Origin of the sequence: Streptomyces sp. NPDC002886 (assembly GCF_042888445.1) — a bacterium.
Classification (GTDB): Bacteria; Actinomycetota; Actinomycetes; order Streptomycetales; family Streptomycetaceae; genus Streptomyces.
The window spans coordinates 1,002,564-1,014,913 of the sequence record NZ_JBIAPV010000002.1 but is presented as its reverse complement, the minus strand read 5'-3'; the positions used below and the strand labels follow the sequence as shown (position 1 = coordinate 1,014,913).

Below are 12,350 nucleotides of genomic sequence, written 5' to 3'. Positions count from 1 at the left end.
ATTCCGCCTCCGGTCTCGTGACATCGGGCTCAGAATCCGACACCGGCCTCAGTCCCGGTACTTGGGAACGGGCGGACCGGCCACGCCGGGCAGCACCGGTTCCAGATGGTGCTTGTAGGCCGCCATCCAGGGGCTGGCGGCGCCGCCCGCGCGGTAGTCCTCCAGCACCTTGTTGACCCGGCGCACCAGGTCACCGGCGTCCTTGTTCATGGCCACCCCGTAGAACTCCTTGGTGAACGGGGAGCCGACCAGCCTGACCGACGGGTCCTGCGCGGCCTGGCCGGCGGCGAGCGCGTTGTCCGTGATGATGCCGTCCACCTCGCCCAACTGCAGCCGGACCAGGCAGTCGAGCTGGTTGGGCACGCTGACGGGGACGGCGCCGTAGGACTGGGCGGCCAGGGCCGCCTCCGCCGTGGAACCGGCCGCCGTGCAGATGCGGCGGCCCTTCAGCGAGGCGTCGTAGCCGGTGATCGTCGAGTCCTTCGGGGCCAGCACCTGCTGCCCGGCCTCGAAGTACGCCGTCGAGAAGGCGACTTCCTCCAGCCGCTTGCAGTTGACGGTCATCGTGCGCACGACGATGTCGACGGTGCCGTCCTTGAGCGCGGGGATGCGCTGACTGGTGGGGATGGCCCGGTAGATGACCTTGCCGTCCGTGCCGAATATGTCCTTCGCTATGGCCTGGACCAGGGCGATGTCGAAGCCGTCGAGCTCCCCGGCCGGGTTGCGGTAGCCCCATTTGAAGCTGTTCTGGTCCACGCCCGCGACGAGGTGGCCCGCGGCGCGGATCCGCTCGATGGCCGAGCCGTCCAGCCCGTTGGGGCGCAGGCTCGCTTCCGGGTTCTCACAGGTGTCCGCGGGTGCCTGCGGAGCGACGGCCATCCTGGCCGGTTCGCGCACCGGTGAGGAGCCCCCCGGGCCGCCCGGGGCCGCCTGGGCCAGGGGCAGCAGCACGGCGGCCGCCGTCAGCGCGCAGGCCGCGGCCATCGCACCGACCCCGCCCCAGCCGCGCAGCCGGCGCGTCACCCGCCGCGGGCCGCGTACGTCCGCGCCCTCGGCGGAGCCCTCCGCGGCGCCCTCGGAGCCCATGACCGCGTGCTTCACCCGTCCCGGCATCGCTCTCACCTGTACTCCGAAAGCCTGCGCCCGATGCCGAGCAGGGCGGCCACCGCGCCGACGACCGCCAGGGCCGCCGTACCTGTCACCAAACCGTCGAGCGCCCCGAGCCCGTCCCGCGCCGCCCGGGTGAACTCGCTCTGCTCGTGGACCACGGCCTCCTCCAGCGAGGCGTCCACCGTGTCGAAGGCGGTCCCCGTGGGCTTCGGATGGTCCTTGTCGCCGATGACCTGCCCGACGGCGCCCTGGTAGTCGCCCATCAAGTCGGTCGCCCGGGCCGCCGCGTGGAGTCCCTTCCACTGCCGCACGCCCTCCGCGGCGCGGGCCACCGGGTCGCGGCCGGCCGCGTCGTCGGCCAGCTTCGCCGCCAACGCCAGGCCCGCGTCCAGGTCCTTCATGTCGTTCGCGTAGTCCACGTCGTACTTGTCGGACTTCTTGTCCTCGGCCAGTACGGCGCCGCGCGAGACCAGGGTCAGGTTCTCGTTGGCCCGCGCCTGGAGCGAGGCGATCCGCGCGTCGTTGAGCACCTTGAGCGACTCCTGCCCGTCCGTGCGGGCCTCGCTCAGCCCCGACCGGGCGACCGTGTGCCCGGCGGCCAGCCACAGCAGCAGCACCAGCGCGGCGGTGGTCGCGGCGACGAGCCCGTGGTTGAAGACGCGGTTCGTGCGGCGGTAGTTGCGCCGCTGGACCCAGACCAGGGCGGCGAGGGCGAGCAGACCGGCCCCGAGCGAGCCCAGGGGCAGTGCTCGGGCCTCGTCGTAGTCCGTGTAGAGCCGGCCGGTCTCCGCCTCGTAGAGCCGCTGCGCGGCGGGCAGCAGCTGGGTGCTCATCTGCTCGTTGGCGTACCGGAGGTAGGCCCCGCCGAGCGGCAGGCCCTGCTTGTTGGTGGCCCGGGCCTGCTCGATCAGCCCGGCGTAGCGGGGGAGCTGCTCGCTCAGCAGGGTGATCTGCTTGCGGGAGTCCTCGCCGGCCGTGGTGCTGGCGGCCGCGTTCACCAGCAGCCGGGACGCGTTGGCTATGTCCTTCTCGTACCGGCTGCGGACCTCGCGGGGCTCCTGGCCGAGCGCGAGGAAACCGCTGGAGGAGGCGGTGTCGGCGTCCGCGAGGGAGCGGTAGATGCTCGCCGCGTCGGCGCTCAGGGGCTGGCTGCGGCCCACGACGTCGTCGGCGGCGGCGACCCGGCCGGAGATCTCCCAGCCGGCCACCGCGCCGAACAGCAGGACCAGCGCGGCCAGGGCCGCCCCGATGATCCGCAGCCGGCCGGGCTCGGTGGTGGCGGCCGCGCGCAGCCGCTCCACGCCCTCGGCCCAGGCGGTGCCCCGCCGGGGCAGCCCGTCGGGCGGCGGCGCCGGCGGCCCGGAGGACGCCGGGACGACGCCGCCGGGCGCGGGCGCGCGTGATGTGATGGCCACCCTGACCTCCCCCTCGGTCCTTCGTGCTTCGCAGCAGTATGGCCTTAGTGGCGGTCCTCCACAGCACCCGGTCCGGGATCAGGCACGATCCGCCCCGATCCGTCCCCGGTCCTGCCCCGGCCGGTCCCCCCGTCCGCTCCACCCCTTCACCGTCAGTACGCCCTGCGGCCCGTGATGGTTCCGGATCGGGCGCGGTTCATCCGAAATGGGCACGGAGCTTCCCGTAGGCCTCCGGGCCGGCGCCCAGGGCGTCCAGGCCCAGCAGGCCGGCGCCCAGCACGGGCGGGGCCGTCACCACCGACACCCGGGCGTGCGGCGCCCGTTCGGCCAGCAGGGCCTCCACCCGGCCGTTCAGCTGCGGGTGCCGGGCCGCCAGTACGCTGCCGCCGAGCAGGACGGGCGCGTGCGCGTCCAGCAGCCCGAGCCGCTCCAGCGCCACCGAGGCCAGCGCCACGACCTCCTCGGCCTGCCGCTCGACGAGCGCCGCGGCGACCGGATCGCCGGCCGCGGCCACCGCGAACAGCACCGGCACCAGCTCGTGCATCCGTACGGCATCGACGGAGCCCAGGTGCAGCGCCTCGATCAGCGCGTACATGGAATCCAGCCCGAAGTGCCCCGGCAGGGCCGCCGTGAGCCCGGTGGGACCGCCGCGCCCGTCCTCGGCGCGGGCCGCCCACCACATGGCCTCGGCGGCCAGTCCGCCGCCGCCGCCCCAGTCGCCGGAGATCTGCCCGAGCGCCGGGAACCGGGCCGTGCGCCCGTCGGGGAGCATGCCCACGCAGTTGATGCCCGCGCCGCACACCACGGCGACCCCGCGCGGGCCCCCGGCGTCCTCGCCGAGTCCCGCCCGCAGGATCGCGAAGGTGTCGTTGCGGACCTCGGTGTCCGTGCCCCAGCCGCGCGCGCCGATGGCCCGCGCGAGCTGGGCCTCCTCCACGGGGAGGTCCGCGTTGGCCAGACAGGCCGAGACCCGGCCGGCGTACGGGGCTCCGGCCGCGGGCGCCGGCAGCCCGGCGGCCGCGACCGCCTCGGCGACGGCCTGCCCGAGGACGTCCACCGCCTCCTCGAGCCCGACGCGCGGGGGCTGGAAGCCGCCCGCGCGCCCGGTGCCGAGGACCCGGCCGTCCGCGGCGATCAGCGCCACGTCCGTCTTGCTGTTGCCCGCGTCGACGGCCAGGACGGCCGCGGTCGCCGGCGGGGGAACGGGCCGGCTCACGCCCATGCCAGGTGCTCCTTGTTGTGCGCGAGGAGCCGGTCGGTCAGCCCCTCGGCGAGGTCGAACTGGCCCACCAGCGGGTGGGCCAGCAGCGCCTTGAAGACCCGCTCGCGGCCGCCCCGCAGCGCCGCGTCCAGCGCGAGGTCCTCGTACGCCGTGACGTGGGCGATGAGCCCCGCGTACAGCGGGTCCAGCCGGGGCACGGCCAGCGGCGACGGTCCCGTGCGGTCCACCCGCGCCTGCACCTCGATGACGGCGTCGTCCGGGAGGAACGGCAGGGTGCCGTTGTTCAGCGTGTTGACCACCTGTACGGCGCTGCCGCCGTCGCCCAGCAGGGAGGCGGCCAGGTCCACGGCGGCCTCCGAGTAGAAGGCGCCGCCCCGCTTGGCGAGCAGCTCCGGCTTCTCGTCCAGCGCGGGATCCCCGTACAGGCCGAGCAGTTCCTTCTCCATCGCGGCGACCTCGGCGGCCCGCGAGGGCTTGGTCCCGAGCTCCCGGACCACCTCGTCGTGCGCGTAGAAGTAGCGCAGGTAGTACGAGGGGACCACCCCGAGCCGGTCCAGTACCGCGCGCGGCAGGTGAAGATCGTCGGCGATGGCCTGGCCGTGCCGGGCGAGGAGCTGCGGCAGCAGGTTCTCGCCCTCCGGGCCGCCCTTGCGCACCCCCAGCTCCCAGGTGAGGTGGTTGAGGCCCACGTGGTCGAGGTGGATGTCGGCCGGCGTCAGGTCCAGCATCGCGGCGAACCTGCGCTGGAAGCCGATGGCCACGTTGCACAGCCCGACGGCCTTGTGCCCGGCCTGGAGCAGGGCGCGGGTGACGATCCCGACCGGGTTGGTGAAGTCGATGATCCAGGCGTCCGGGTTGGAGCGCCGGACCCGCTCGGCGATGTCGAGGACCACCGGGACCGTGCGCAGCGCCTTGGCGAGACCGCCCGCGCCGGTGGTCTCCTGGCCGACGCAGCCGCACTCCAGCGGCCAGGTCTCGTCCTGGAGCCGGGCCGCCTGTCCGCCGATGCGCAGCTGCAGCAGGACCGCGTCCGCGTCGGCGACGCCCGCGTCGAGGTCGGAGGTGGTGGTGATGAGGCCCGGGTGCCCCTGCTTGGCGAAGATCCGCCGGGCCAGTCCGCCGATCAGCTCCAGCCGCTCGGCGGCCGGGTCGATCAGCACCAGCTCGCTGATGGGCAGGGTGTCGCGCAGCCGGGCGAACCCGTCGATCAGCTCGGGGGTATAGGTGGAACCGCCGCCCACCACTGCGAGTTTCATTTCAATCTCCTTACAAGGGAACGCTGGGTTTCAATCGGGGGAGCGCATACAGCTCTGCCCCGGGTACAGGAAGCGGCGAAATGCCTCTGCGTGATGCTGTGACCTGCGCTTGCGTACGCATCGTGAGCGCCTTTAGCGTCCGCGGCGTGGGGGCTTCTTCCGTGAAGCGGGCGTTCAAGTACCGCTTCTATCCGACCGAGGCGCAGGCGGCTGAGCTGCTGAGGACATTCGGCTGCGTGCGGAAGGTCTACAACCTGGCCCTCTCTGCCCGGAGCGAAGCCTGGACGGCGCGCCAGGAGCGGGTGGGATACGCACGGACTTCGGCGATGCTCACCGACTGGAAGAAGACCGACCACTTGGCCTACCTGGCCGAGGTGTCGTCCGTGCCACTCCAGCAGTCGCTCAGGCACCTGCAGACGGCTTTCAAAGCGTTCTGGGGGAAGCAGGCGAACTACCCGCGTTTCAAGTGCAAGCGGAAGACCCGCGCCTCTGCGGAGTACACGCGCAGTGCCTTCCGCTATGCCGATGGCAGGCTGACACTGGCGAAGATCGCAGGGCCGCTGCGCGTGGTGTGGTCGCGTCCACTGCCTGCCGGTGTGGACCCGACCACGGTCACAATCTCTCGGGACAGCGCCGGGCGCTGGTTCGTGTCCCTGCTTTGCGAGGACGTTCTCACCCCAATGCCGGTCACCACGGATGCCGTGGGCATCGACGCTGGATTGACGGCCCTGGTCACCCTCTCGACTGGGGAGAAGGTCCCCAACCCGAATCACGGGCGCAGGGGCCGGGAGCAACTGGCGCGCGCCCAACGTGCGCTGTCGCGGAAGGAGAAGGGCAGCAACAACCGGGCCAAGGCCCGTATCCGGGTGGCGAAGGTGCATGCGCGGATCGCTGACAGGCGCCGTGATCACCTGCACAAACTGACCACTCGACTCGTGCGCGAAAACCAAACGCTCGTGATCGAGGATCTCAGCGTCCGCAACATGCTCAAGAACCACAGCCTCGCCCGCGCCATCACGGATGCGGCGTGGCATGAGCTGCGGACCATGCTGGAGTACAAGGCGGTCTGGTACGGACGCCGGCTGATCACCGTCGACCGATGGTTCCCCAGTACGCACCTGTGCTCGGCCTGCGGGACGCTCGCCGACAAGATGGCCCTGAGCGTCCGAGAGTGGACGTGCGAGAACTGCGGGACGACCCACGACCGCGACGGGAACGCAGCGATCAACCTTCTGGCCGCCGGGCTGGCGGTCACTGCCTGTGGAGCGGGCGCAAGACCTCAACGAGAGTCCTCCTCTCGGTCGGGGCGGTCCGCGGTGAAGCAGGAAGCCCACCCGTGAGTGTGGGAACGCCCCTCCCTTCGAAGAGGGGCGGAAAGTCAAGGTCACTAGCCTTTCACTCCGGTCAGGGTGACGCCTTCGACGAACGCCTTCTGGGCGAAGAAGAAGAGGACGATCACCGGGGCCATGACCAGCACTGTTGCCGCCATGGTCAGGTTCCAGTTGGTGTGGTGGGCGCCCTTGAAGGACTCCAGTCCGTAACTGAGGGTCCAGGCGGCCGGGTTGTCGGAGGCGTAGATCTGCGGGCCGAAGTAGTCGTTCCAGGCGGCGAAGAACTGGAACAGCGCGACCGCCGCGATGCCGGGCTTCGCCATCGGCAGGACCACCCGCAGCAGGGTGCGCAGCTCGCCGCAGCCGTCGACCTTCGCCGCGTCCAGGTACTCGTCGGGGATCGTCAGCAGGAACTGGCGCAGCAGGAAGATGGAGAAGGCGTCGCCGAAGGCCATCGGGATGATCAGCGGCCACAGGGTGCCGGAGAGGTCCAGCTGCTTGGCCCAGAAGAGGTACATCGGGATGACGACCACCTGGGGCGGCAGCATCATCATCGCGATGACCAGCATCAGGGACAGCCGCCGGCCGCGGAAGCGGAACTTGGCGAGGGCGTAGGCGACGGGCACCGAGGAGACCACGGTCAGCAGGGTGCCGAGGCCCGCGTACAGCAGGGTGTTGCGCCACCAGGTCAGGAAGCCGGGGGTGTCCCACACCTTCGCGTAGTTGCCCCAGTCCCATTGGTGCGGCCACAGGTCGCGGGTCAGCGCCTGCTGGTCGCTCATCACCGAGGTCAGGAAGAGGAACACGAAGGGGAGGACGAAGAAGAGCGCCGCGGCGACGCCGAGGGAGTGCACGGCCACCCAGTGCAGGGCGGCCCGGCGGCGCGCGGTGCGAATGGCCCGCGCGGAGTCCGGCGTACCGGGCGCGGTGGGACGCGGAGTCGGCCGCGCGCCGCGGGTGATGGTCTGGCTCATGGTTATCGGTCACCTGCCTCGATCAGCCCGCCGCGCCGCCGCATGAGCAGCGCGGTGAAGGCCATGGAGAGGGCGAACAGCACCAGGGCGACCACGCAGGCGGTGCCGTAGTCGAAGCGCTGGAAGCCGACGTTGTAGATGACCTGGGGGAGGGTCAGGGTGGACTTGTCGGGGTACCCGGGCTCGAACTGCTGGCCCGAGCCGCCCATCACGCCGGACGCCACCTTCCCCGCCACCAGGGGCTGTGTGTAGTACTGCATCGCCTGGATGACCCCGGTGACCACCGCGAACAGGATGATCGGGGAGATGTTCGGCAGGGTGATGTGGCGGAAGCGCGCCAGGGGCCCGGCCCCGTCCAGCTCGGCGGCCTCGTACTGCTCGCGCGGTACGTCGAGCAGCGCGGCCATGAAGATGACCATCAGGTCGCCGACCCCCCACACCGCGAGCGCGGTCAGCGCGGGCTTGGACCAGGCGGGGTCCGTGAACCAGCCGGGCGTGGGCAGTCCGACCGCGTCCAGCAGGGTGTTCACCGGGCCGGTACCCGGGTTGAGCAGAAAGACGAAGGCGAGGGTCGCCGCCACCGGAGGGGCCAGGTAGGGCAGGTAGAACAGGGTGCGGAAGACGCCCGTACCCATCTTGATCTTGGTGATCAGCAGCCCGATGCCGAGCCCGAAGACGACCCGGCAGGCGACCATGACCACGACCAGCCACAGGGTGTTGCGCATGGCCGGCCAGAACATCGGCAGGTCGGAGAAGACGTAGGTCCAGTTGTCCAGCCCGTTGAAGACGGGCGGGCGGAAGCCGTCGTACTTGGTGAAGGAGAAGTAGACGGTGGAGACGAGCGGGTAGGCGAAGAAGACGCCGAACCCGATCAGCCAGGGCGACATGAAGGCCGCCGTGCGCAGCGCCGACCTGCGGCGCCTGCCGCGCAGTTCGGGGGAGAAGGTGCCGGCCATCGGACTACTTGGCCTTCGCGATGTCCGTGTCGACCTGCTGGTCGGTCTTGGCGAGACCGGCCGCGAGGTCCGTGACCTCGCCCTTCTCGACCGCGTACGCGAAGTCGGTGAAGGTCAGCTGGTAGGTGCCGCCATCGGCCTGCGCGGGGGTCGTGGTCGACTTCGGGTGCTTGGCGATGTCGATGAAGGTCTTGAACTCCGGGGTGACCTGGAGCTTGGGGGAGTCCAGGGCGGCCAGTGTGGAGGGCACGTTGTGGATGGCGTTGGCGAACTCCACGACCGCCTCGGTGTCGGTCGTCATGTACTTCGTCAGTTCCCAGGCCGCGTTCTGCTTCTTGCTGCCCGCGGAGATGCCCATGATCGTGCCGGCGAGGTAGCCCTTTCCGTACTCGGCGATCCGGTCGTCGGGGACGGGCATCGGCGCGGTGGCGATCTCGAACTTCACCCCGGCCTCCTTCGCCATCGCGGCCCGCCACTCGCCGTCGATCTGCATGGCCACCAGGCCCAGGTGGAAGGGGTGCTCGGCGCTCCACTCGTCGCCGAAGGTGGTGCGGAACTTCTCCAGCTTCTCGTACCCGCCGAGCTTCGCGACCAGGTCCTTCTGCGCCGTCAGCATCTGCGCGAAGCCGGGGTCCTTGGCCAGGTTGGACTTGCCGGAGGCGTCGAAGTACGCCGGGCTCCACATCGCGGCCAGGCGCTGGGGGGCGGTCTCGTAGCCGTGGTAGGTGGGCATGATGCCGAGCTGCTGGTACGAATCGCCCTTGGGCACCGTCAGCTTCTGCGCGGCGGCCACGAACTGGCTCCACGTCTTGGGGGGTTCGGTGATCCCGGCGGCGTCGAAGGCGGTCTTGTTGTAGACGAGGCCGTACGCGTCGCTCAGGAGCGGCAGCGTGCACTGGTTGCCGTTGAACTGGGTGTACTCCAGCAGGGTCTTCGGGAAGACCTTCTCCTTCTCGACCCCGGACTTCTTCAGGAAGGGGTTCAGGTCGGCGAAGGCGCCGGTGTTGCAGAACTTGCCGACGCTGTCGGTGGTGAAGGAGGAGACCACGTCGGGGGCCTTCTCCCCGCCGGCGCGCAGCGCCTGGTTGATCTTGTCGTCCGTCATGTTGCCCGTGACGTTCACCTTGATGTTCGGGTGCGCCTTGGTGAACCGGGCGATGTTGCCCTCGATGGCCTTGATCTCGCTGGGGGCGGACCAGCCGTGCCAGAAGTTGAGGGTGACGTCCTTCTTCGGGTCGTCGGCGGCCGTGTTGGCGGCGGAGCCCGAACAGGCGGTGGCGAGTACGGATATCGCGGCGAGGGCGGTCGCGGCGACGGTGAGGCGGCGGATTCCGGGCATGGCGGAGTCACTCTCTGCGCGGGGGGACTTCCTGGAGGGGTGGGGAGGAGCCGTATTGCGGGGAGGCGTGCCGTGGTGCGGGGAGGGGCGGGTGGTGCGGGGAGGGGCGGGTGGTGCGGTGTGGGTGGTGTGGTGCGGGTGGTGGTGCGGTTCAGCGGCGGGAGGTGTCGAAGACCTCGTCGCGGGTCGCGGCGAGGGCGCTCTCCAGCGCCCCGCGCAGCACGGGCCGTTCCCGTACCTCGCCGGTCACCAGCCGGGGCCGGGACGGGGCGAGGTCGGCGAGCTCGGCTTCGAGGAGTTCGCGCAGCGGTTCCCCGCCGGCGATGGTCAGGGCGCCGGAGAGGATCACGATCTCCGGGTCCAGTACGGCGACCAGCGAGGCGAGACCGGTGGCCAGCGCGGTGGCGTACTCGCGCAGGAGGTCCAGGTGGGCCCCCTCGGGCGCGGCGGCGGCCTGGGTGAGCAGCGCTGCCGCCGCTTCGACCATGGCCCCGGCCTCGGCCCCGTACACGGCGCCGTGTACCGAGCCGGCCCCGGCCTCGGCGGCCGGGGGCGTCTCGACGCCGAGCCGGTCCGCCATCGGGGGCAGCACCTGTACGCCGGCCAGTTCCTGGTAGCCGCCGGAGTTGACCCGGGTGACCTGGCGGACCAGCGGGTGCCCGGCGACCGGCAGGAAACCGATCTCCCCGGCGCCGCCGGTCCAGCCGCGGTGCAGCCGGCCGCCGAGCACCAGCGCGGCCCCGAGGCCCTCCTCGTTCCACAGCAGGACGAAGTCCTCGTGGCCGCGGGCGGCGCCGAGCCGCTGCTCGGCGACGGCGGCGAGGTTCACGTCGTTCTCGTACTCGACCGGCATCGGCAGGGCCGCGGCCAGCTCGTCGAGGAGCGTGGGGGACTGCCAGCCCGCCAGGTGGTCGGCGTAGCGCAGCACCCCGGTGCGGGGGTCGAAGGAGCCGGGGGTCGCGATGACCACCCGGTGGATGTCGGCGAGGTGCAGCCCGGCGTCCTTGACGGCCTCGCCGAGGGCGCGGGTGACCTGCTCGACCGGCCCGGTGCCCTCCGCGTACGGGAGCTCGTGGCTGCCGATCACCTCGCCGGACAGGTCGGCCACGGAGGCGAGGATCCGCCCCGGGGTGACGTCGAGCCCGGCGACGTGGGCGGCCCGCGCGTTGACGGCGTAGAGCTGCGCGTTGGGGCCGGGGCGGCCGGTGGCGGTGCCGGTGGCGACGACGAGCCCGGCGGCCTCCAGGCGGGCCAGCAGCTGGGAGGCGGTGGGCTTCGAAAGGCCGGTGAGGTGCCCGATCCGGGTCCGGGACAGGGGACCGTGCGTCAGCAGCAGCTCTAGCGCGGCCCGGTCGTTCAGGGCGCGCAACAGGCTGGGCGTACCGGGGGTGGCGGGCATGGGGTGACTTCTCTCTCACCGGGGTGAACTGTTAGGTAAGTTTCCTATTCGTGGGTCGCTCGTGTCAATGGCACTGCGTACACCACTGCCCCCGCAGGCAGGGCCTAAGGGGGCAGTGGCGGAGCGGTGTGAAGGGACGTGCGGGGCGGGTGCTACTTCGTGATGCGCGGGCCGGAGCCGGAGGCCGCCCCGCCCGCGGCCGGGTGCGGGATCTCCGCCGTGGCCAGGGACTGGGGGGAGGTCGGGTTCGCCAGCGCCGAGGGCGGGGCGACGGAGGCCGAGGGGTCGGCCGGGGCCGAGTCCTCCTCGGGCGCCGGCAGGCCCCCGACGATCCCGATGCCCGCGGCGTCGAAGGCGTCCTTTATCCGCCAGCGCAGCTCGCGCTCCACGGCGAACTGCTGGCCCGGCATCGTCTTCGCCGAAACCGAGACCGACATCGAGGCCAGCAGCACCTCGTCCAGACCCAGCACCTCCACCGGACCCCACAGCCGCTCGTCCCACGGGGACTCCTTGGCCATGGTGTCGGCGATCTCCTTGATCACCTCGCGGATGTGACCGAGGCTCTCGTTGGGCTTGACCTGCACCGCGACGCTCGCCGTGGCCCAGCCCTGGCTGAGGTTGCCGATCCGCTTGATCTCGCCGTTGCGGACGTACCAGATCTCGCCGCTGTCGCCGCGCAGCTTGGTGACGCGCAGACCCACCTCGACGACCTCGCCCGAGGCCACCCCGGCATCGATCTTGTCACCGACGCCGTACTGGTCCTCGAGGATCATGAACACGCCGGAGAGGAAGTCCGTGACCAGGTTCCGGGCGCCGAAACCGATCGCCACACCGGCCACACCGGCGCTCGCCAGCAGCGGCCCCAGGTTGATGTCGAGCGCGCCGAGCACCATCAGGGCCGCCGTGCCGAGGATCAGGAACGAGGCCACCGAGCGCAGGACCGAACCGATGGCCTCGGACCGCTGCCGGCGCCGCTCCGCGTTGACCAGCAGCCCGCTCAGGGCCGTGCCCTCGACGGCGTCGGCGCCGCGGTTCATCCGGGTGATCAGCTTGCTCAGGGACTTGCGGACCACCGAACGCAGGGCGAAGGCTATGACCAGGATCAGCAGGATCCGCAGACCCAGGTAAAGCCATCCGGCCCAGTTCTCCTCGATGAAACTGGCGGCGTTCGTGACGCTCTCGTGGGTTTCTCTGATCGTTTCGGCCGCGTCCGGGTTGTCGGCTGCGAGCGGGAGCACGGCGGCAGGCCTGGGCACGGCGGGAACCTCCAGATATAGCGTCCTGCCCGCGGTAGGGGTGGGGCGGGCAGACCATCCACCCTAACGGGGCACTCGGCCTGACTTGTTGC

Annotated in this window: 10 protein-coding genes; 1 reads left to right on the top strand and 9 read right to left on the bottom strand. The window is 71.3% G+C overall.

The features are described 5' to 3' along the window. Positions 1-48 precede the first annotated feature (48 nt). From ACFYYB_RS10810 to ACFYYB_RS10795, 4 genes are all read right to left on the bottom strand, one after another. Complete coding sequence (locus ACFYYB_RS10810; protein WP_389434988.1) at positions 49-984, bottom strand: glutamate ABC transporter substrate-binding protein; 936 nt, start codon at positions 982-984, stop codon at positions 49-51. Positions 985-1,118: 134 nt separating this feature from the next. Next, positions 1,119-2,444: a hypothetical protein gene (locus ACFYYB_RS10805; RefSeq protein WP_389434987.1), complete on the bottom strand. Its 1,326-nt coding sequence runs from the start codon at positions 2,442-2,444 to the stop codon at positions 1,119-1,121. A 277-nt stretch (positions 2,445-2,721) separates the two neighbouring features. After that, entirely contained in the window at positions 2,722-3,747 is a 1,026-nt protein-coding gene (locus tag ACFYYB_RS10800) for an N-acetylglucosamine kinase (protein ID WP_389434578.1), read from the bottom strand. After that, entirely contained in the window at positions 3,738-5,003 is a 1,266-nt protein-coding gene (locus ACFYYB_RS10795; RefSeq protein ID WP_389434577.1) for a 6-phospho-beta-glucosidase, read from the bottom strand. Before ACFYYB_RS10795 ends, ACFYYB_RS10800 begins: the two co-directional genes overlap by 10 nt. A gap of 122 nt (positions 5,004-5,125) precedes the next feature. Between ACFYYB_RS10795 and ACFYYB_RS10790 the strand changes: the two genes are divergently transcribed. Then, a complete protein-coding gene (locus ACFYYB_RS10790; protein WP_389434576.1) occupies positions 5,126-6,343 on the top strand; it encodes an RNA-guided endonuclease InsQ/TnpB family protein in 1,218 nt (405 codons plus the stop codon). Positions 6,344-6,390: 47 nt separating this feature from the next. Here ACFYYB_RS10790 and ACFYYB_RS10785 read toward each other — a convergent pair whose 3' ends face one another. From ACFYYB_RS10785 to ACFYYB_RS10765, 5 genes are all read right to left on the bottom strand, one after another. After that, on the bottom strand, positions 6,391-7,308 hold the full coding sequence (locus tag ACFYYB_RS10785; RefSeq protein ID WP_389434574.1) for a carbohydrate ABC transporter permease: 918 nt from the start codon (positions 7,306-7,308) through the stop codon (positions 6,391-6,393). Between the two features lie 2 nt (positions 7,309-7,310). After that, positions 7,311-8,264 carry a carbohydrate ABC transporter permease gene (locus tag ACFYYB_RS10780; RefSeq protein WP_389434573.1) on the bottom strand — a complete coding sequence of 318 codons (954 nt, stop codon included), beginning with the start codon at positions 8,262-8,264 and terminating at the stop codon, positions 7,311-7,313. Positions 8,265-8,268: 4 nt separating this feature from the next. Beyond that, complete coding sequence (locus tag ACFYYB_RS10775; RefSeq protein ID WP_389434572.1) at positions 8,269-9,603, bottom strand: extracellular solute-binding protein; 1,335 nt, start codon at positions 9,601-9,603, stop codon at positions 8,269-8,271. 151 nt (positions 9,604-9,754) lie between these two features. After that, entirely contained in the window at positions 9,755-11,002 is a 1,248-nt protein-coding gene (locus ACFYYB_RS10770) for an ROK family transcriptional regulator (protein ID WP_389434571.1), read from the bottom strand. Positions 11,003-11,154: 152 nt separating this feature from the next. Then, positions 11,155-12,258: a mechanosensitive ion channel family protein gene (locus ACFYYB_RS10765; RefSeq protein ID WP_389434570.1), complete on the bottom strand. Its 1,104-nt coding sequence runs from the start codon at positions 12,256-12,258 to the stop codon at positions 11,155-11,157. Positions 12,259-12,350 lie beyond the last annotated feature (92 nt).

Bases quoted from the DNA above. Each gene is read 5' to 3' on its own strand.
- ACFYYB_RS10810 (WP_389434988.1), bottom strand. From the start codon at position 984: ATGGCCGCGGCCTGCGCGCTGACGGCGGCCGCCGTGCTGCTGCCCCTG.
- ACFYYB_RS10800 (WP_389434578.1), bottom strand. From the start codon at position 3,747: ATGGGCGTGAGCCGGCCCGTTCCCCCGCCGGCGACCGCGGCCGTCCTG.
- ACFYYB_RS10795 (WP_389434577.1), bottom strand. From the start codon at position 5,003: ATGAAACTCGCAGTGGTGGGCGGCGGTTCCACCTATACCCCCGAGCTG.
- ACFYYB_RS10785 (WP_389434574.1), bottom strand. From the start codon at position 7,308: ATGAGCCAGACCATCACCCGCGGCGCGCGGCCGACTCCGCGTCCCACC.
- ACFYYB_RS10780 (WP_389434573.1), bottom strand. From the start codon at position 8,264: ATGGCCGGCACCTTCTCCCCCGAACTGCGCGGCAGGCGCCGCAGGTCG.
- ACFYYB_RS10775 (WP_389434572.1), bottom strand. From the start codon at position 9,603: ATGCCCGGAATCCGCCGCCTCACCGTCGCCGCGACCGCCCTCGCCGCG.
- ACFYYB_RS10770 (WP_389434571.1), bottom strand. From the start codon at position 11,002: ATGCCCGCCACCCCCGGTACGCCCAGCCTGTTGCGCGCCCTGAACGAC.